This window comes from Streptomyces sp. SID5910 (assembly GCF_009862125.1).
In the GTDB taxonomy this organism is placed as follows: domain Bacteria; phylum Actinomycetota; class Actinomycetes; order Streptomycetales; family Streptomycetaceae; genus Streptomyces.
In genome coordinates this window covers 1-17,917 of the sequence record NZ_WWHX01000603.1, presented here as the reverse complement: position 1 = coordinate 17,917, position 17,917 = coordinate 1, and the positions used below count along the sequence as shown (strand labels likewise).

At 74.2% G+C, this 17,917-nt stretch carries 19 protein-coding genes; 9 read left to right on the top strand and 10 right to left on the bottom strand.

Annotation, left to right across the window (positions count from 1 at the left end; all coding sequences use genetic code 11):
* Both GTW67_RS21110 and kbpA read right to left on the bottom strand, forming a co-directional pair.
* Positions 1-1,033, bottom strand: a 1,033-nt coding sequence (locus tag GTW67_RS21110; RefSeq protein WP_161166364.1) for a protein kinase domain-containing protein, incomplete at its 3' end; no start/stop codon positions are given.
* A gap of 200 nt (positions 1,034-1,233) precedes the next feature.
* Complete coding sequence (gene kbpA, locus GTW67_RS21105; RefSeq protein ID WP_161166363.1) at positions 1,234-1,992, bottom strand: AfsK-binding protein KbpA; 759 nt, start codon at positions 1,990-1,992, stop codon at positions 1,234-1,236.
* Between the two features lie 134 nt (positions 1,993-2,126).
* On the opposite strand from kbpA, the gene GTW67_RS21100 reads away from it, so the two are divergent.
* The 3 genes from GTW67_RS21100 to GTW67_RS21090 all read left to right on the top strand — a co-directional run bounded on the left by GTW67_RS21100 (position 2,127) and on the right by GTW67_RS21090 (position 4,162).
* A complete protein-coding gene (locus GTW67_RS21100) occupies positions 2,127-2,762 on the top strand; it encodes a TetR family transcriptional regulator (RefSeq protein WP_161166368.1) in 636 nt (211 codons plus the stop codon).
* A gap of 257 nt (positions 2,763-3,019) precedes the next feature.
* A complete protein-coding gene (locus GTW67_RS21095) occupies positions 3,020-3,445 on the top strand; it encodes a pyridoxamine 5'-phosphate oxidase family protein (RefSeq protein ID WP_161166362.1) in 426 nt (141 codons plus the stop codon).
* 51 nt (positions 3,446-3,496) lie between these two features.
* Positions 3,497-4,162: a pyridoxine/pyridoxamine 5'-phosphate oxidase gene (locus GTW67_RS21090; RefSeq protein ID WP_161166361.1), complete on the top strand. Its 666-nt coding sequence runs from the start codon at positions 3,497-3,499 to the stop codon at positions 4,160-4,162.
* A 7-nt stretch (positions 4,163-4,169) separates the two neighbouring features.
* Here GTW67_RS21090 and GTW67_RS21085 read toward each other — a convergent pair whose 3' ends face one another.
* On the bottom strand, positions 4,170-4,781 hold the full coding sequence (locus GTW67_RS21085) for a GNAT family N-acetyltransferase (protein ID WP_202437493.1): 612 nt from the start codon (positions 4,779-4,781) through the stop codon (positions 4,170-4,172).
* Between the two features lie 117 nt (positions 4,782-4,898).
* Here GTW67_RS21085 and GTW67_RS21080 point away from each other — a divergent pair, with 117 nt between their 5' ends.
* Positions 4,899-6,101 (top strand): flavin-containing monooxygenase, encoded by a 1,203-nt coding sequence (locus GTW67_RS21080; protein WP_161166360.1) that lies wholly within the window; start codon positions 4,899-4,901, stop codon positions 6,099-6,101.
* A gap of 23 nt (positions 6,102-6,124) precedes the next feature.
* Here GTW67_RS21080 and GTW67_RS21075 read toward each other — a convergent pair whose 3' ends face one another.
* Positions 6,125-7,438: an MFS transporter gene (locus GTW67_RS21075; protein WP_161166359.1), complete on the bottom strand. Its 1,314-nt coding sequence runs from the start codon at positions 7,436-7,438 to the stop codon at positions 6,125-6,127.
* Positions 7,439-7,509: 71 nt separating this feature from the next.
* Here GTW67_RS21075 and GTW67_RS21070 point away from each other — a divergent pair, with 71 nt between their 5' ends.
* Positions 7,510-8,517, top strand: coding sequence for a GlxA family transcriptional regulator (locus tag GTW67_RS21070; protein ID WP_161166358.1), 1,008 nt, complete (start codon positions 7,510-7,512; stop codon positions 8,515-8,517).
* Positions 8,518-8,879: 362 nt separating this feature from the next.
* Here the strand turns inward: GTW67_RS21070 and GTW67_RS21065 are convergent, their stop codons facing one another.
* The 3 genes from GTW67_RS21065 to GTW67_RS21055 form a co-directional block, all read right to left on the bottom strand.
* The gene (locus tag GTW67_RS21065) at positions 8,880-9,341 is read right to left on the bottom strand and encodes an ATP-binding protein (RefSeq protein ID WP_161166366.1); all 462 of its coding nucleotides are present in this window, start codon (positions 9,339-9,341) and stop codon (positions 8,880-8,882) included.
* Between the two features lie 523 nt (positions 9,342-9,864).
* A complete protein-coding gene (locus GTW67_RS21060) occupies positions 9,865-10,377 on the bottom strand; it encodes an EF-hand domain-containing protein (RefSeq protein WP_161166357.1) in 513 nt (170 codons plus the stop codon).
* A 124-nt stretch (positions 10,378-10,501) separates the two neighbouring features.
* Positions 10,502-10,882: an STAS domain-containing protein gene (locus tag GTW67_RS21055; RefSeq protein WP_161166365.1), complete on the bottom strand. Its 381-nt coding sequence runs from the start codon at positions 10,880-10,882 to the stop codon at positions 10,502-10,504.
* A gap of 370 nt (positions 10,883-11,252) precedes the next feature.
* Between GTW67_RS21055 and GTW67_RS21050 the strand changes: the two genes are divergently transcribed.
* Complete coding sequence (locus tag GTW67_RS21050) at positions 11,253-11,834, top strand: sigma-70 family RNA polymerase sigma factor (protein ID WP_161166356.1); 582 nt, start codon at positions 11,253-11,255, stop codon at positions 11,832-11,834.
* Positions 11,831-13,132, top strand: coding sequence for a zf-HC2 domain-containing protein (locus GTW67_RS21045; RefSeq protein WP_161166355.1), 1,302 nt, complete (start codon positions 11,831-11,833; stop codon positions 13,130-13,132). The genes GTW67_RS21050 and GTW67_RS21045 overlap by 4 nt, the downstream gene beginning before the upstream one ends.
* 167 nt (positions 13,133-13,299) lie before the next feature.
* Here the strand turns inward: GTW67_RS21045 and purU are convergent, their stop codons facing one another.
* Together purU and GTW67_RS21035 are read right to left on the bottom strand one after the other, a co-directional pair.
* Positions 13,300-14,181, bottom strand: a complete 882-nt coding sequence (gene purU, locus GTW67_RS21040) for a formyltetrahydrofolate deformylase (protein WP_161166354.1) — start codon at positions 14,179-14,181, stop codon at positions 13,300-13,302.
* Positions 14,182-14,256: 75 nt separating this feature from the next.
* Entirely contained in the window at positions 14,257-14,757 is a 501-nt protein-coding gene (locus GTW67_RS21035) for an SCO4402 family protein (protein ID WP_161166353.1), read from the bottom strand.
* 117 nt (positions 14,758-14,874) lie between these two features.
* Between GTW67_RS21035 and GTW67_RS21030 the strand changes: the two genes are divergently transcribed.
* Entirely contained in the window at positions 14,875-16,182 is a 1,308-nt protein-coding gene (locus GTW67_RS21030; protein WP_161166352.1) for an ABC transporter substrate-binding protein, read from the top strand.
* 16 nt (positions 16,183-16,198) lie between these two features.
* Here the strand turns inward: GTW67_RS21030 and GTW67_RS21025 are convergent, their stop codons facing one another.
* A complete protein-coding gene (locus tag GTW67_RS21025; RefSeq protein ID WP_524539803.1) occupies positions 16,199-17,326 on the bottom strand; it encodes a hypothetical protein in 1,128 nt (375 codons plus the stop codon).
* Positions 17,327-17,341: 15 nt separating this feature from the next.
* On the opposite strand from GTW67_RS21025, the gene GTW67_RS38590 reads away from it, so the two are divergent.
* On the top strand, positions 17,342-17,917 hold a 576-nt coding region (locus tag GTW67_RS38590), incomplete at its 3' end, for a hypothetical protein (RefSeq protein WP_524539802.1).

Sequence of the window (17,917 nt, the reverse complement as noted above, 5' to 3'; positions counted from 1 at the left end):
CCGGGGGGCTGTGCGGCGCCGGGACGACGGGGTCGTGCGAGGGCGGGGGCGGCAGCGGGGGCGCCGGTACGGCGGGACGCACACCGCCCGAGCCGCCGCCGCGCCCGCCGGCCGTCACCGCGGGGCGGATCGACGTACGGCCGCCGCGCCGGCCCTCGATGAGCCCCACCGCCCGCTCGGGCAGCCACGCCGAGGCCGTGCCGCTGTCGTCGGAGCCGGAGCCGAACAGGTGCGGGGCGAGCTGGGACTGGAGGTCGGCGGGGTTGGGGCGGGCCGTCGCCTCCATCCGCATGCACGCCTCGATGAGCGGACGCAGCTCGTCCGGCAGGCCCTCCAGGTCGGGGCCCTCGCGCAGCAGCATGAAGACCGTCTCGACCGGGTTGGCGCCGTGGAAGGGCGGGTGGCCGGTGGCGGCGAAGACCAGCATGGAGCCGAGCGAGAACACGTCGCTGGCGCCGGTGACGCTGCGCGAGTCCTTCGCCTGCTCCGGGGACATGTAGGCCGGGGTGCCGACGGCGACGTTCGTCATGGTCAGACGGGTGTTCGAGACGCCGGAGGCGATACCGAAGTCGATCACCCGGGGGCCGTCCTCGACGACGAGGACGTTGGACGGCTTGAGGTCGCGGTGGACGAGCCCGGCGCCGTGGATCGACTGGAGCGCCTCCGCGACGCCCGCGGCCAGCCAGCGCACGGCCTGGGCCGGCAGCGGCCCGCACTCGTTCACTATCTCCTCGAGGGAGGGCGCGGGGACGTAGGCGGTGGCCAGCCACGGCACGGCGGCGCGGGGGTCGGCATCGACGACGGCCGCCGTGTAGAAGCCGGAGACCGCGCGGGCCGCCTCCACCTCGCGCGTGAAGCGGACGCGGAACAGCTGGTCCTCGGCGAGCTCCGTGCGCACCGTCTTGATCGCCACGCGCCGGCCGGACGCCGAGCGCGCCAGATAGACCAGCCCCATGCCGCCGGCGCCGAGCCGCCCCAGCACCTCGAACGGCCCGATCCGCCGCGGATCGTGCTGCGTCAGCTGATCCACCACTTGCCTGCCACCTCCCCGTACGAGCCGCGCCACCCACATATGTACGCGACCGACGTGCAGCGTCTCACCACCGCACCGCCGCGGCGGCACACACCCCGATTCTTCCTGTCCGAAGCGCTGGTGGCGAACCCGGGGACAATCGGGGTGTCCTGCCGCAATCCCGGGCGAACACCCACCCGGGTCCGGCCACCCGGTGCGCCTCAGCGCTGGAGCAGCGCGAAGGACGCCCCCTGCCCGTCCGAGACCACGGCCACCGTGCCGTACGACGTCTCGAACGGCGGCACCCGCACCCGGCCCCCGAGCCGGCCCACCGCGCCGAGCGCCGCCTCGCAGTCCTCGACCCGGAAGTGCACGAGGAAGTGCGGGGGCATCTCGGCGGGGAACACGTCGGTCACCGCGGCGCGGCCCACGTCGGGCGCGGCGCCGGGACCGAAGAGGGCGTCGTGGAACAGGTCGCCGTAGAAGGCGTTGGCGGCCTCGGTGTCGCGGGTGTACAGCTCGGCCCAGGCGAAGGTGCCCGGCTCGTGCCGCCTGCCGAAGCCGGCGAAGGCGGTGCCGTCGGCGCCGGGGGCCGGCTGGAGCAGGGCGAAGACGGCACCCTGGGGGTCGGCGACGAGGGCGGTGGTGCCCAGGCCGTCGGCCGGCTCGGGCGGGGTGACGATCTGCCCGCCGGCCTCCCGGATCCGCCCGGCCAGTCCGACGGCGTCGCGGGCGGCGAAGTACACCGTCCACACGGTGGGCATCCGGCCGTCCGTCTTGGGGACCAGCGCGGCGACGGGCTCGCCGTCCAGCGTCGCCCACGCGGGGGCGCCGGGCCGCATCTCCTCGAAGGTCCAGCCGAAGAGCCCGCCGTAGAAACGCTTGCCCGCGCGGACGTCGGAGAGCTGTGCGTCCACCCAGCAGGGGACGCCTTCTGCGTACGCGGACGCCCTCTGGGCGGATGCACCGTTTTCGGCCATGCCGCCAACGTAACCGCGTCGCGCGCACCGCGCAGACCAGGCACAGCAGCCACTCCGCGCCCGCGCACCCCATTTGCAGTCGGCCGAATCGCGCCGCGAACGCCCGTCGGTAAGCTGACGGCATGACAGGACAAGTGCGCACCGTGGACGGCCGCGTGGCCGGTCGACGCGGGCAGGCGACCCGGCAGAAACTGCTCGACTGCCTGGGCGACATGCTGAGCTCCTCCCCCTACCGGGACGTCAAGGTCATCGATGTCGCCCGGAAGGCAGGCACGTCGCCCGCGACCTTCTACCAGTACTTTCCGGACGTCGAGGGGGCCGTCCTGGAGATCGCCGAGCAGACGGTCACCGAGAGCTCCGGCCTGGCCGAGCTGGCGGCGGGCCGGTCCTGGGTCGGCAAGGCCGGCTGGCAGACGGCACAGGAACTGGTCGACGGATTCCTGGAGTTCTGGCGGAAGAACGACGCGATCCTCCGGGTGGTCGACCTGGGCGCCGCGGAGGGCGACAAGCGGTTCTACAAGCTCCGGATGAAGATCCTGAACTCGGTGAACACGGCCCTCGCGGACTCCGTCGCCGAACTCCAGGCCAAGGGCAGGGTCGACAAGGACGTGAACCCGGCGGCGATCGCCGGTTCCCTGGTCACGATGCTCTCGGCCGTCGCCTCGCACCAGAAGGGCTTCACGTCCTGGGGCGTGAAGCAGGCCGAACTCAAGCCCAGTCTGGCCCTGTTGATGTACCTCGGCATCACCGGCAAGAAGCCCTCGAAGTAGCGCGCCCGACCGGTCACGCGGCAGCCTGTCATCCCTGCCCGATCCGCCACGCCCCGCCCCTCGGACGCCTCGCCCCCGCCGGTGACTCCCCGGCTCCCCCACGCCTCCCTCCCGTCAGGCGCCCGCTCGCCGCACCCCGACCGTGGTGCCGGGCCGCCGGCCGGCCCGCAGGGGAACAACCGCCCGCCCGCGCGATGTTGCGCACGATGCGGGCACCCGAACTGCCGGACACCTGAACACCGTTGGAGGAGACCGGAATGGCCCTGAGCCGCGAAGAGCGTGAACAGTTCCTGGCCGAGCCCCACATCGCCGCGCTGGCGGTGGACGCGGAAGGCGGACGCGCCCCCCTGACCGTGCCGATCTGGTACCAGTACGAGGCCGGCGGCGACGCCTGGATCATGACCGGGCTCGACAGCCGCAAGAACAAGCTGATCCAGGCCGCGGGCCGGTTCTCCCTCCTGGTCGACCGGCTGGAGCCCACCATCCGCTACGTGTCGGTGGAGGGCCCGGTCGTCGAGACGGCCCCCGGGACGATCGAACTGCTGCGGGAGATGTCCGCGCGGTACCTCCCCGCCGAGAAGGTCGACGGCTACGTCGACTTCGCCTGGAAGAACCACGGCGAGCAGGTCGTCGTCCGGATGCGGCCCGAGCGCTGGGTCTCCTCCGACCTCGGCCAGGTGTGAACCGTACGGCGAAACCCCACCCCCGGGCCGTGATCACGTGACAATCGGGGCATGGAAACCGATCTTCACGAGCTGCTGAGGTCACTGCGGGTCTGGGACCCGGCGGTCACCGAGCTGCCCCCGTTCGACCCGGCCCGCGCGCCCGGCGATCCGCTGACCCTGTTCACCCGGTGGTTCGCCGAGGCGGTGGCGGCCGGCCAGAGCGAGCCGCACACCGTGTCGCTGGCGACGGCCGACGCCGAGGGGTGGCCGGACGTGCGGATCGTGATGCTGCACGGCGCGGACGCGGACGGCTGGTCCTTCGCCACGCACGCCGACAGCCGCAAGGGCCGCCACCTCGCCGCCCGGCCGTACGCCGCGCTCGTCTTCTACTGGCCGGTGCTGGGCCGCCAGGTGCGGGTGCGCGGCCCGGTCGCCGTCGCCCCGGCCGAGGAGGCGCGGGCCGACCTGCGCGCCCGGTCCACCGGTGCGCTGGCCGCCGCGCTCACCGGTCGGCAGAGCGCGCCGCTGAGCACCCCGGACGAGCTGGCGCGCGCCTCCGGGGCCGCCTGGGAGCAGGCGGAGCGGGAGCCGGACGCGGCCGTGCCGTCCTGGACGCTGTACCGGCTGCGGCCGGACGAGGTGGAGTTCTTCCAGGGCGACGCCCGGCGCCGCCACGTACGTCTCGCCTACCGGCGGGCGGAGGAGGGCTGGCGCACGCAGCTGCTGTGGCCGTGAGCGGGTCTCAGCGCGGCTCGGGGGCGGCCGGCTCCGCGTCGGTCGCCAGCCGGGCGTGCAGGTGGGCGTCCCGGAACGCGTCGTGCCGGCCGGCCTCGAACATGGCCCCGCGCATCGTGCCCTCGTAGGCGTACCCGCACCGCTCGGCGACCCGGCAGGAGGCGCCGTGGCCCAGCGCGTGGCCCAGTTCCAGGCGGTGGACGCCGAGTTCGGCGAAGGCCCAGCGCGAGGCGAGGAGCAGGGCGCGGGTGGCGACGCCCCTGCCGCGGGCCTCGGGCAGCACCCAGTAGCCGACGTGGGCCTGCTTCAGGTACGGGTTGATCTCGCCGACGCCGAGGTGCCCGAGCGTCGTGCCGTCCGCGCCGTCCGTGATCCGGAACGACGCGGACCGGCCCTCGCCGGCGTCCCGGGCCCGCGCGCGCAGCGACTCGCGGGCCGCCCTGAGGTCGGTCGTCGGCCTGAGCGGTGTGTTCCAGCGCTGGAAGTCGGGGTCCAGGTGGCCGCGCAGCCACGCCTGCGCGTCGGCGTCGTCGCCGGCGTCCCAGGCACACAGGCGGAGGCCGTGCCCACGCGGTCCGGTGACGGAGGGGGCGAGGGTGTGCATACGTGTGTGGGCCATCCGTCCATTCAATCCGACCGGGGGCCGGCGGGGCCCGCGGATTTTCCGTGACCGATCCGCAACCGATTCCGGTCTTGACCGAGACCCATCAAGCCGGGCCGGGATTACGCTCGCCGCATGGCCGACTCCACAGCGTCCGCTGACCCCCGGTCCGCCCACCCCGCGGACCTTCCCGTGTACGTCATAGGCGGCGGCCCGGGCGGCCTGGCCGTCGCCCAGGCGCTGCGCGCACGGGGCCTGCGTGCCGTCGTCCTGGAACGGGCCGACCGGGTCGGCGCGTCCTGGCGGCGGCACTACGACCGGCTCCGCCTGCACACCACCCGCCGCCTGTCGGCACTGCCCGGCCTGCCGATGCCGCGCCGCTTCGGGCGGTGGCCGGCCCGGGACGACGTGGTTCGGTACCTGGAGAAGTACGCCGACCACCATCAGCTGGAGATCGTCACCGGGGTCGAGGTCTCCCGCGTCGAGCGCGCGCCGGGCGGCGCCGGCTGGGTGCTGCACGCCTCCGGGGGCCGGGAGCTGACCGGCGCCGCGGTGGTGGTCGCCACCGGCCACAACCACACCCCTCGCCTGCCGGACTGGCCCGGCCGTGACACGTACACCGGCGAGCTGCGGCACGCCGCCGAGTACCGGAACGCGGCCCCCTACGCCGGCCGGGACGTCTTGGTCGTCGGCGTCGGCAACACCGGTGCCGAGATCGCCGTGGACCTGGTGGAGGGCGGTGCCTCCCGGGTGCGCCTGTCCGTCCGCACCCCGCCGCACATCGTCCGCCGCTCCACCGCGGGCTGGCCCGCCCAGTACACCGGCGTCCTGTGCCGGCGCCTCCCGGTGGGCCTGGTCGACCGGCTGGCCCGGCCGCTGTCCCGGCTGAGCGTGCCCGACCTGTCGGCCCAGGGCCTGCCGCGCCCCGCGACCGGGCTCTACACCCGGGCCCGGCAGGGCGCGATCCCGGTGCAGGACGCCGGCCTGATCGACGCGGTCCGCTCGGGCCGGGTGGAGGTCGTCGCCGCGGTGGAGGGCTTCGAGGACGACAAGGTCCTCCTCGCCGACGGCACCCGCGTCGCCCCCGACGCGGTGATCGCGGCCACGGGCTACCTGCGCGGCCTGGAACCCCTGGTGGGCCACCTCGACGTCCTCGCCCCCGACGGCACCCCCCTCACCCGAGGCCCCCACACCCCGCCGAACGCCCCCGGCCTCTACTTCACGGGCTACACCAACCCGATCAGCGGCATGCTCCGCGAACTCACCCGCGACGCCACCCGCATCGCCACGACGATCACGAAGACCGAGGCCGCCCGAGTCTCCCGCCTGCCGCGCTGACGCCGGGCCCGCGCAGTCGCGGGTCACGCCACCGCGACCGCCGGAGTCGGCCCGCGGCGGATGACCAGGGACATCAGGGCCGCCACCGCGCACAGGGCGCCCGAGGCGTACCAGACGACGTCGTACGTGCCGAAGGTGTCGCGGGCGACGCCGCCGAGGAAGGCGACGAGGGCCGCGCCGATCTGGTGGGAGGCGAGGACCCAGCCGAAGACGATCGCGCTGTCCTCGCCGTACTGCTCGCGGCACAGGGCGAGGGTGGGCGGGACGGTGGCGACCCAGTCGAGGCCGTAGAAGACGATGAAGAAGATCATGGGCGGGTGGACGCCGGGCGCGAGCAGGAAGGGGAGGAAGAGCAGGGAGACGCCGCGCAGGGCGTAGTAGACGGCGAGCAGGCGGCGCGCCTCGAAGCGGTCGGTGAACCAGCCGGAGGCGACCGTGCCGATGACGTCGAAGACGCCGATGACGGCGAGCAGCGACGCGGCGGCGGTCAGCGGCATGCCGTGGTCGTGGGCGGCGGGCACGAAGTGGGTCTGGATCAGGCCGTTGGTGGAGGCGCCGCAGATCGCGAAGGTGCCGGCGAGGAGCCAGAACGGGCCGGTGCGGACGGCGGAGAACAGGACCTTGAGGGCGCGGCGGGCGGCACCGGGGACGGGGGCGGGCTTGGGCACGAACTCCTCGGCGCCGTACGGCTTCTGGCCGATGTCGGCCGGGTGGTCGTGCAGCAGGAGCCAGACGAAGGGGACGACGGCGAGCGCGGCGAGGGCGACGGTGACGGCGGCGGGGCGCCAGTCGTACGTCTCGACGATCCAGGACAGCACGGGGAGGAAGATCAGCTGTCCGGAGGCCGAGGCGGCGGTGAGGAGGCCGGTGACCAGCCCGCGCCGCTCGGTGAACCAGCGGTTGGTGACGGTGGCGGCGAACGCCAGCGCCATCGAGCCGGAGCCGAGGCCGACCAGCAGGCCCCAGCAGAGGATGAGCTGCCAGGCCGAGTCCATCCACACCGTCAGGCCCGAGCCGAGCGCGATGACGGTCAGGGCGACGGCCACCACGCGGCGGATGCCGAAGCGGTCCATCAGCGCGGCGGCGAAGGGCGCGGTCAGGCCGTAGAGCGCGAGGTTGACGGAGACGGCGGCCCCGATCGTGCCCCGCGACCAGCCGAAGTCGTCCTGGAGCGGGTCGACGAGGATGCCGGGCAGGGAACGGAAGGCGGCGGCGCCGATGATCGTCACGAAGGTCACGGCGGCCACCCACCAGGCGCGGTGCACCCTGGGTCCGCGGCGCGGCGGGGTGGGCTCGGACGGCGTCGCGGCCACGGTGGCGTCGGTTGTCTGGGTCACGTCACCGAGCTTCCCCGGTCGCCGCCGCCCGATCGAGTGGCCCGGAAGACAGGGTTCGCTAGGATCGGGCCATGCCGTCCGATCGTACGCCCCGCCCGCACCGCGTCGTCGTCCTCGCCCTCGACGGTCTGCTCCCCTTCGAACTGGGCATCCCCCAGCGCATCTTCGGCCTCGCCCGCGACGAGCGGGGGCGCCGGCTGTACGAGGTCGTCACCTGCTCGGTCCGGCCGCCTGGGCCGGTGCAGACGGACGCCGACTTCGCGGTCATGGTCGAGAACGGGCCTCAGGCGCTGGCCGGTGCCGACACGGTCGTCGTCCCGGCGTCGTACGAGCTGGGCCCGGTGCACGAGGAGGGCAGGCTGACCGGGGAGCTGGCCGCCGCGCTGGCCCGGATCCGGCCCGGCACCCGGCTGGTCGCCATCTGCACCGGCGGTTACGTGCTGGCCGCCGCGGGCCGGCTGGACGGCCGCCCGGCGACCACGCACTGGGCGTCCGCCGCCCACTTCCAGCGTCTGTTCCCGAAGGTCCGGGTGGACGCCGACGTGCTGTTCGTCGACGACGGCGACGTGCTCACCTCGGCCGGCGTCGCGGCCGGGATCGACCTGTGCGTGCACATCGTGCGCCGGGACCACGGCACCGCCGTCGCCAACGACGTGGCCCGCCGGACCGTCGTGCCGCCGTACCGCGACGGAGGGCAGGCCCAGTACATCGAGCGGCCGGTGCCCGATCCGCAGCAGTCGTCCACGACCGGCGCCCGCGCCTGGGCGCTCGGCCGGCTCCGGGAGCCCATCCAGCTGCGGGACATGGCCGAGCGGGAGGCCATGTCGGTGCGGACCTTCACCCGCCGGTTCCGCGAGGAGGTCGGCGTCAGTCCCGGCCAGTGGCTGACCCGGCAGCGGGTGGAACGGGCCCGGCACCTCCTGGAGTCCACCGGCCTGTCCGTCGACCAGGTGGCCCGGGAGGCGGGCTTCGGGACGGCGCAGTCGATGCGGCAGCACCTTCAGGCGGTGCTCGGGGTCACGCCGACCGCGTACCGGCGGACGTTTCGCGCGGAGTTGTCCACAGCCTGTGGAGAATGAGGGCGCCGTCGGAGGATGTCGGCCGGCGGCGCGGCGCTCTCCGCCCGCCCCGGGCGTGGGCACCGCACGCCGCCACCCGACTCCGGCGCTCCCGTCCGGTCCCCGTCGCCCCCGAGGGAACCGCCGCCGAATCACGACCCACACTCGCCGAGGACTCCGTCACCGAGGCCTCGCCGTCCCCTCGCGGCGAATCGCTGCCTACAAGCGTGAAGAAACGGTCACCATCCGTCAACCGGGCAGGGTTGTGCACCCACTTGGCGCCCGTTCGCGCGGGGCGCGCACGGAAGCACGGCCCGGCGCACTGCCGCATCGGCACCGGCGGAAGCGGCGGCCGATGCGCTCGGCACGTCCCGCACCGGGGCCTACACCGCCTCGTAGGCCAGCCCTTCGTGGGCGGCCGCGCCGCCCGCGCAGGCCGGCGGGGCGTCCGCCGGCTCGGGACAGCGGTCCAGCTCGCACCAGATGCGCTTGCCGGCGCCCTCGCGGCTCCAGCCCCAGCGGTCGGCGAGCCCGTCGACCAGGGCGAGGCCCCGGCCGCCCGTCGCGTCGCCGTCCACGCACCGGGGCACCGGGGCGCGGCCGCTGGTGTCGTCCACCTCCAGGCGGACCGTGGTCTCCTCGCCCACCGCGCCCGGCAGCACGAGCCGCAGCACGGCGGGGCAGCCGGTGTGCACCACGGCGTTGGTCACGAGCTCGGAGACGAGCAGGACCAGCGTCTCGGCGAGGGGTTCGTCGGCCTGTATCCCGGATCCGGCGAGCCGTGAGCGGGCCCACCGACGGGCTCGCCCGACCTCTGCGGGGTCGGGCCGGATCTCCAGCTGCACTTGAAGCACCTGCACCGCTCACACCATCCGAACCGGCGGACACAAAGGCTCGCGCCTCATGAGGGCCACGATCGTAGCCATTCTCTGCATGGCCAGAACAACGGCCGGGTCGAGGTTCACGGAACGTGAATCCCGTACAGGACAGCATGGTTGACGTTCCGTCACCCCAACAAGCGCTTCGGGCATATTCCAGCGCGAAGGAGTACCCGTGCGGCATACTGTGCGACGCTCGGTCGGGGCAGTCGAACAGGCGGCGGCCGACGGCCGTTCCGCCCTGCGGGGCAAGGCGCACACGCCCGGTTCCGGAGCCGCCCGGGGGGCGGCACCGACGCGGCCGGCGCTCGGAAGCACTCGCATCCCACACAAGGTACCGGAGCACGGCGCCGACTCCGGGCCGTGACGGCGCACACGCCGGAGACGGCCGGATGCCTACGCTGCGTGATCACGCACTGCCACGATCCGCGACACCGCGAGGGACACCGCGGGCGACACCGCGAACGCGGACGCCGCAGTGCCGCGTGTGTCACTCGGGCACGGTGAACCAGCGGGCGAACGCCGGGACGGCCTCCGCCTCCCCCACCTTGCCGTCGCCGTCCGCGTCGAGTCCGGCGGCGACGGTCCGGGCGGTGTCGCCGGGGACACCGAGCGCGGTGAGCACCCGCGCGGTCTCGGCGACCGTGACGGCTCCGTCGCCGTCCGCGTCGGCGACCGCGAGGGCCGCGTGCAGGAACGGGCGGGCGATCTCGGCGAACCGCTCCGGGTTGTCGCGCAGCCGCTTGACCGCCGCGGTGACGAACTCCTCACGGGTGATGCGCTGGTCGCCGTCGCGGTCGGCGATGCCGGCCATGCCCTGCCAGAGCGCCTCCGCTCCGCCGTACAGAGCCTGTCCCCGGTCGGACCGGGCGGCGACGGCGAACTCGGCGAGCACCGCCTTGGCCGCCGCGCTGAAGTCCTGCCGGTCGATGTAGCCGTTGCCGTCCTGGTCGAAGGTGGCGAACCGCGCCGCGATCCTGCGCTCGTACTCGCTGCTGACCATGTCTTCTCCGACCGCCTTCACATCACGTCGGTGGGTGCGTCTCGCACGGAGGGTACGACGCCCGGGGCCCGCCCGCAGGGCGAACGGGTGCCCGCCCCTCCTCCGGGCACGTCAGGGCGTGCCCCTACGCGGAGAGCGGGCGCGGTTCGTCGCCGGTCGCCGAGGTGAGGTCGGGGTGGCAGTCGAAGAGACGGCGTACGCCGAGCGCGCCGAGGACGCGGTTGACGTGGGAGCCGTCGACGGCGCCCTGCGCGGGCAGTATCAGGCGCAGCCGGCCCTGGCAGGAGCGGATGAGGCGCCGGGACGCGATGAGCACCCCGACCCCGCTGGAATCGCAGAACAGGACCTCGGAGAGGTCCAGGACGAGGCTGTGCCGCCCCTCGGCCACCTCGTCGTGCACCCGCTGCCGCAGCACCGGGGACGTCACCAGGTCCAGTTCGCCCGACACCTGGAGCACGGCCCAGTCGCCCCGCTCGCCGCCGGTCACCTTGAACGCCACCACCATGCCCTTCATTCGCCGGTACGTCCTGACTCACCCGAAACGGAAGCCACGCCTACGCTTCTTGGCCGCGCGCCTGCCCACCGGCCGTTCCCGCAAACACCCGGCCGGAAACGGGCCGCGATCAAAAGAGGCTTGTTTCAGACGGTTTCGATCCTGTTCGATCGAATTCGGTCGCACGATGGAGGGTAGGGGGTCGATCTGAGAGCCCGATGAGCGCCCTACCACCTGGGGCCCGCCGGGGGCGCGCATTGACACAAAGGGGCGTGCGTTGTCGGACGTGCCGACTACATTCGAGGAGACGGTGGCCACAGGCTGGAGGCCGGCACGGGACCGGCCCGGCCGTCGGGCCCGAGCAGGGGGGTGGAGGAGCCGGATGGCGAAGAAGGACCTGCCGCTGCGCTGGGACCGCAAGATGCAGCAGCGGCTCGCCCGGGGCGAGGCCGCCGCCCTCGGGGAGCTCTACGACCGGTTCGCCTCACTGGTGCACGGCCTCGCGCACCGCGTGCTGGACGACGAGCGGGCCGCCGACCACATCACCCGCGACGTGTTCGCGCACGTCTGGCAGCACCCCGACACCTACGACCCCAAGCAGGGCCCGCTGCGCAGCTGGGTCGCCACGCTGACCCACCGCCTGGCCGTGCAGCGGCTGCGGGCCACCGAGGCGGCCGCCCTCGCGCGCGGCGGCCCCGGCACCACCGAGGAGCTGGAGCGCAAGGTGCGCCACGCCTCGGTCGCGGCCCGCGCCGACTACATCGTCCAGTCCATGCCGGCCCCGCTGCGCAACGCCCTGGAGCTGGCCTACTTCCAGCGCCGGGACTACCGCCAGACCGCCGCCGACCTCGGCGTCACGGAGGACGAGGCCCGCCGCCGCCTGCGCCTCGGCCTGCAACTGCTGGCCACCGCCCGCGACGCCGGATCACCGGGGGCACCGCCGGGATACGGGGGTGCGGCATGAGCGGGGCGTACGACGAGAACGGCGAGCGTGACGAGGGCGCCGAGAAGGACGCGGGCGACGGGGGCGGGGCGTACGACGGGCCCGGTCGCGCGCCGCGCATCCCGCTGCCGCGTGTCTCCGTCGAGGACGGCGGGCGTCCGCTGCCCGCGGTGGAACCGGCCGCACCCCTCGCACTGGAGCATCACGTGCTGACCTCCCTCCTCGGTGCCTGGGCGCTGGCCGCCTGTTCCCCGGAGGAGGCCGCGGCCGTCGAGGACCACCTCGGCGAGTGCGGCGCCTGCGCGGAGGAGGCACTGCGGCTGCGCGACGCCGTCGGACTGCTCCAGCGCCCCGAGAGCCTCGACCTGGACCCCGGCCTGCGCACCCGTGTCCTGGACGGCTGCCTGGAACGCCGCCCGCCGCGCATCCCGGTGCCCGAGTGGGCCGCGCCGTACGACGCCGAGACGGCGCGGCTGGACGCGCTGCTCCAGGACTTCGGTGACTCCGAGTGGCACGCGCCGGTACGGCTGCGCTGGTTCGGCGACGACGGCACGGCGAGCCGGCGCACCACCGTCGCCGGGGTCATCGCGCACCTGCTGACGGTCGACGGTCTGGTCGGGGTCGCGCTGGGCCTGCCCGACCCGCTCGGCGAGATCACCGCCCACGCCCCGGCGCCGGCCGGCCGCACCGAGGCGTACTGGCGGGCCTCGCACTACCCGCCCACGCGCGCGGTGCGGGCGCCGTGGCGCGAGCAGAGCCACGCCATCGTCCGGACCGTGGCGTTCACCGGCGGCACGGGCGGTACGGGTGGCGGCGCGGGCCGGATGCCGGTCTCGTACGGCGACTTCGAGCTGCCGCTGCGGGACGCCATGCTGGACCGGGCCTTCGAGTGCTGGGTGCACGCGGAGGACATCGCCGACGCGGTCGACTACCCGTACGAGCCGCCCTCGCCGCGCCATCTCAACCGCATGATCGACCTCGCCGCGCGGATGCTGCCGGGTGTCCTGGCCGAGCGCCGCAGGGCGGGTCTCGCGGCGTCCGCGGGCGGCCGGCACCTGGTCACGGCGGGCGAGCCGGGGCGCAGCCTGCGGCTGGAGATCGAGGGCTCGGGCGGCGGCGAGTGGCTGATCCCGCTGGACTCACCGGCGGCGGTGGGCTCCGCGGATCTTGAGGTGGCGCATGTCGCCCTGGACGGCGTGGAGTTCTGCCGGCTGGCCGCAGGCCATGTGCCTCCGGCGGAGGCCGCGGCGGGGCAGGTGGGGGACCGGGAGGCGATCAGGGATGTGCTGTTCGCGGCGGCGAGCCTGAGCAGGATGTAGGGGCGGGTTCCTGTCTCGCCGGCGGCTGCGGGTGCGTGGGGGCTGGTCGCGCAGTTCCCCGCGCCCCTTGAGGTACGTCCAGTGAACGCGCCCCAAAGGGGCGCGGGGAACTGCGCGGCCAGCCACCGACTGCCCGCAGCCGCCGACGAGACAGAACCCCCGAGCCGCTAGGCGAACACCACCGTCCGTCGCCCGTTCAGCAGAATCCTCCGCTCCGCATGCCACTTCACGGCCCGCGCCAGCGCCTGGCACTCCACGTCCCGCCCCACAGCCACCAGCTGGTCCGGAGTGACCTCGTGGCCGACCCGCTCGACCTCCTGCTCGATGATCGGCCCCTCGTCGAGGTCGGCCGTCACATAGTGCGCCGTCGCGCCGATCAGCTTCACGCCCCGGGCGTACGCCTGGTGGTACGGCTTCGCGCCCTTGAAGCTCGGCAGGAACGAGTGGTGGATGTTGATGATCCGGCCGCTGAGCTGCTTGCACAGGTCGTCCGAGAGGACCTGCATGTAGCGGGCCAGCACGACGAGTTCGACGTTCTCCTCGCGCACCAGCTCCAGCAGCCGCGCCTCCGCGTCCGCCTTGGTGTCCCTCGTCACGGGGATGTGGTGGAAGGGAATGTCATAGGACCCCACCAGCTCCGCGAAGTCGGTGTGATTGGACACCACGGCCGCGATCTCCACGGGCAGCGCGCCGATCCGGGCCCGGAACAGCAGGTCGTTCAGGCAGTGCCCGAACTTGCTGACCATGAGCACGATGCGCATCTTCTCGTCGGCCCGGTTGATCTTCCAGTCCATGTGGAAGGAGTCGCCGATCGCCGCGAAGCTCGCCCGCAGCTTGTCCACGGTCACCGGCGCCTCGGCCGAGAAGTGGACGCGCATGAAGAACAGTCCCGTGTCGTGGTCGCCGAACTGCTGGCTGTCCTCGATGTTGCAGCCGGTCATGAACAGGTAGCTCGACACGGCGTGCACGATGCCCTGCTTGTCGGGGCAGGACAGGGTGAGGACGTACTGGTCGGCCGGAGCGGCGGCGGGGCTGGACTGCTCGTTCATGGGGGACAGGGTCCCATATCCGGCCCTCCCGGGCCCACGGCCGCCCGTCAGGCGGACGGGCTCAGGCGGACGGGCTCAGGCGGACCGCGTCATGATCCGCAGCACCTCCAGGCTGCGGGGCTCCGAGTCCGGCTCCTCGCCGTCACCCGCGGCCAGCCGCACGTGCGCGTCCCGCGCCGCCCGCACCGCCTCCGGCCAGTCCGGGTGGTCGAGGTAGGCGGCCACCGGCGCGTCCGGCCCCACCTGGTGCACGATCCTGAGGACCCGCAGCACGGCGGCGTCGACGAGGGCCGCCTCCTGGGAGTCGCGGAAGATGGTGCCGACGTACTTCTCCGCGGACCAGTGGTCCAGCCAGGTGTCCTCCACCAGCCGGTACACCGCGTCGGTGACGTCCCCGTAGCCGGGCGTGCCGGCCAGCCAGACGTCCCGCTGGAACGCGGGCGCGGAGAGCATGTGCAGCGCGGAGCGCACCTGGCTGCGCCAGCGCCACCACGGCATGTCGTTGAGTGGCATGCCGCCCATGGTGGAGGAGCGACGGCCGCGACGGGAAGAGTTCTCCGAACCTTGCACGGTCATCGATCGTACGTTCCCCTCCACCCGTGACGTACCGGCCCCCGCAATTCACCTCGGCGTCACCGTGCGTTGACCGGAGGTCACTTCCAGGTTATCCGGGTGGCGGAATCGTGCGTGACCATGACCGGCAGGCGACACCACCGCAGCACATTCCTCCCCGGCCTCCCCCGGCCCGCCCGGGCCGGGGCGCTGACCGCGGGCGCGCTGGCGGCGTGCGTGTCGCTCCTCACCGGCTGCGGGGTCGTCCCCGGTGTCACGGGGGGCTCCGGGGACGACCCGGTCACCGTCATGACCTGGGCGCCCTCGGACACCGGCGCGACCAACAAGCCGGGCATGCCCGCCTTCGCCCGCGCCTACGCCCGCTGGGTCAACGCCCACGGCGGCCTGGGCGGACGCAGGCTGAACGTCCTGACCTGCAACGACCACAACGACAGCGTGGCCGCCGCGAAGTGCGCCCGCCGCGCGGTCAAGGAGGGCGCGGTCGCCGTGGTCGGCTCCTACAGCCAGCACGCCGACTCGTTCTTCCCCGTCCTGGAGGGCGCCGGCATCCCGTACATCGGCGGCTACGGCATCACCAACGCCGAGTTCACCAGCCCGCTGTCCTACCCCGTCAACGGCGGCCAGCCCGCGCTGCTCGCCGGTCTGGGCAGCGCGCTCGCCGAGCCCTGCGGTGCCGTCACGCTCGTCCGCCCCGACACCATCGCCGGCGACCAGCTGCCCGCGCTGCTCGACTCGGGGCTCACCGCGGGCGGGCACGCCCCGGCCCACGACCAGAAGGCGAAGGAGGACGCCACCGCGTACGACGGCGAGTCCGGCCGGGCGCTGCGGCAGGCGACCGCCGACCCGGCGCGGAAGGGGTGCGTGGTGCCCGTCCTCGGGGACCGCACCGGCACCTTCATGGACTCCTTCCGGCGGGCCCGCGAGGAGTATCCGGAGGTGCGGACGGCGACCGTGCTCGGCAGCGTCGACCAGTCGACCGTCAACGCGTCCGGCGGCGCCTCGGGGCCCTACGAGGGCGCGTACGTCACCGGCTGGTACCCGGAGGTGGGCGATCCGGCCTGGGACGGGATGAAGAAGGTCGTCCAGGAGGAGGCGTTCGGCGACAACAGCGTCGACGCCGCGGACGCCGGGGTGCAGACCACCTGGATCGCGTACACCGTGTTCAAGGGGGTCGTCGAGTCGCTCGGGGACGGCCCGGTGAGCGCCGACCGTGTCACCCGGGCCCTGGACGGCGGGCTGAAGGTCGGCACGGGCGGCCTCACGCCGACGCTCCAGTGGAGGTTCCAGGACAAGCTGGCCTCGGTCGGTTTCCCGCGGCTGGTCAACACGGAGGTCACCCTCCAGGTCGTCCGGCAGGGCCGGCTGGTGTCGGCCCGCGAGGGCGCCGTCGACACGACCCGGACCCTGCGCGACGCCGACATCACCTGAGCCGGACCGCGGGCGGTCAGAGCTGGGTCGGCTCGCGCTCGGTCAGGCCGTACTGCTTGGCGATGGTGTTCCAGAGGTCGGCGGCCTTCTCCTTCTCCTTGCTCGCCGTGCCACTCGCCCGGTTGCCGGCCTGCGTCTCGGAGGTGGTGTGGGCCTTGCCCTTCTTGCAGCCCTTCTTCCCGGCCGTCTGGTCGGCCCAGGCCGCGTAGTGGTTGTCGGCCGACGCCGAGGCCTGCCATGCCTTGGTGAGCGCGGCGGTCAGCTCGGCGTGGGCGGGCAGCTTGTCCACGGACAGCTGGGAGAGGCTGGTGACGAGCCCGGTGCGCTGTTTGGCGGCCTCGCGCAGGTTCTTGGCGGCCTCGGGCAGCTTGTCGCAGGACTTCACGTCGGCCACCGCGTTGATCACGGTGGTGCGGCTGCTGCCGCTGTCGGCGAGCAGTTTGTCCAGCGCGACGGCCTGCTCGCGGACCGGGTCGGCGGACGGTGACGCCGAGGCCGACGCGGACTCCGCGGGGGCCGTGGCGGACACGGTCTGGTTGGCGTCCTTGTCGTCGTCGTCGCCCCCGCCGCCCATCATCGCGCCGGCGCCGATCCCGACGACGGCGATGCCGACGCCCACGGCCGCGAGGAGCGGCAGGCGCGAGCCGGTCCGGCCGCCGCGGCCGCCCCGGCCCCCGTCGTCGTGGCCGCCGCGACGCCTGCCGCCGCCGCCCGGGCCCTGCGGGGCGTATCCGGACGGGTCCGCGGAGTGCGCGGGGCCCGGCTCGTCGAAGCGGGGCATCTGCTGGGTGGCGGAGGCGGGGCCGTCGGGGGCGCTGCGGAAGAGGCTGTCGAACTCGGCGGGCGGCTGCCGGCCGTCGTCACCGGGGATACCGCCGTGGGGCCCGGCGGGCACGGGCGCGATGTACTGCGTGGCCTCGGCGTCGGGGTGAGGGGCCGCCGGGGCTGGCTGGTGGCCGGCCGCGGGGTGCGGGGCGTGGCCGAGGAACTGCGTGGCGTCGGAGGGCGGGCCGGCGGGGGGTCTCTCGGGCGGCAGCGCCCCCGGAGAGACGGGGGGTATGTACTGCGTCGCCCCCTCGTCGGCGGGCATGCCGACGGGCGGCAGGTACTGGGTGGCGCCCTCGTCGGCAGGCGGAAGCGGCACGGAGGGCGGCTGCGCGTGCGGCGGCTGCGCGTGCTGACCGTGCGGCGACTGCGCGTGCTGGCCGTGAGCCTGCTGGCCGTGCTGCCCCGGAGCCTGCGGCCCGTGCGGCTGCTGGCCGTGCTGGCCGTGCTGCGGCTGGCCCTGCTGTCCGTGGGTCTGCTGACTGTGCGCCTGCTGGTCGTGCTGCGGCTGCTGGCCGTGCTGACCCGGAGCCTGCTGCCCGTGCTGTCCGTGCAGCTGCTGCCCATGCTGGCCGTGGGCCTGCTGGCCGTACTGCTGCGGCTGCTGCTGCTGGCCGTAGGCGTTCTGTCCGTACTCCGGTTGTCCGTACGGCTGCTGCGCGCCCTGTGGGTGGCCGGTCGGGGCCGGGGCGCCGTACGCCGGGGGCTGCGCGTTCTCCGGGGGCAGTGGGCCGGGGCCCGCCTCGGGCGGCAGGCCGCCGGGGCCGCCCTGCGCGGGCCATCCCTGCGGGTCGGTGGGGTGGCCGCCGGTCTCCGGGGAGCCCCAGGGCTGGGCGCCGGGCGGGGTCGGCCAGCTCTCGCCCTGCGGCCGGCCGTACTGCTGTCCGGGCCCCCACGGCTGGTCCCAGGC

What these genes read in the sequence shown, in the direction of transcription:
- GTW67_RS21080 (WP_161166360.1), top strand. Translation starts at nt 4,899, where the DNA reads ATGGCCGACTCCACAGCGTCCGCTGACCCCCGGTCCGCCCACCCCGCG.
- GTW67_RS21095 (WP_161166362.1), top strand. Translation starts at nt 3,020, where the DNA reads ATGGCCCTGAGCCGCGAAGAGCGTGAACAGTTCCTGGCCGAGCCCCAC.
- purU (WP_161166354.1), bottom strand. Translation starts at nt 14,181, where the DNA reads ATGAACGAGCAGTCCAGCCCCGCCGCCGCTCCGGCCGACCAGTACGTC.
- kbpA (WP_161166363.1), bottom strand. Translation starts at nt 1,992, where the DNA reads ATGGCCGAAAACGGTGCATCCGCCCAGAGGGCGTCCGCGTACGCAGAA.
- GTW67_RS21045 (WP_161166355.1), top strand. Translation starts at nt 11,831, where the DNA reads ATGAGCGGGGCGTACGACGAGAACGGCGAGCGTGACGAGGGCGCCGAG.
- GTW67_RS21085 (WP_202437493.1), bottom strand. Translation starts at nt 4,781, where the DNA reads ATGGCCCACACACGTATGCACACCCTCGCCCCCTCCGTCACCGGACCG.
- GTW67_RS21070 (WP_161166358.1), top strand. Translation starts at nt 7,510, where the DNA reads ATGCCGTCCGATCGTACGCCCCGCCCGCACCGCGTCGTCGTCCTCGCC.
- GTW67_RS21090 (WP_161166361.1), top strand. Translation starts at nt 3,497, where the DNA reads ATGGAAACCGATCTTCACGAGCTGCTGAGGTCACTGCGGGTCTGGGAC.
- GTW67_RS21050 (WP_161166356.1), top strand. Translation starts at nt 11,253, where the DNA reads ATGGCGAAGAAGGACCTGCCGCTGCGCTGGGACCGCAAGATGCAGCAG.
- GTW67_RS21035 (WP_161166353.1), bottom strand. Translation starts at nt 14,757, where the DNA reads ATGACCGTGCAAGGTTCGGAGAACTCTTCCCGTCGCGGCCGTCGCTCC.
- GTW67_RS21030 (WP_161166352.1), top strand. Translation starts at nt 14,875, where the DNA reads ATGACCGGCAGGCGACACCACCGCAGCACATTCCTCCCCGGCCTCCCC.
- GTW67_RS21060 (WP_161166357.1), bottom strand. Translation starts at nt 10,377, where the DNA reads ATGGTCAGCAGCGAGTACGAGCGCAGGATCGCGGCGCGGTTCGCCACC.
- GTW67_RS21055 (WP_161166365.1), bottom strand. Translation starts at nt 10,882, where the DNA reads ATGGTGGTGGCGTTCAAGGTGACCGGCGGCGAGCGGGGCGACTGGGCC.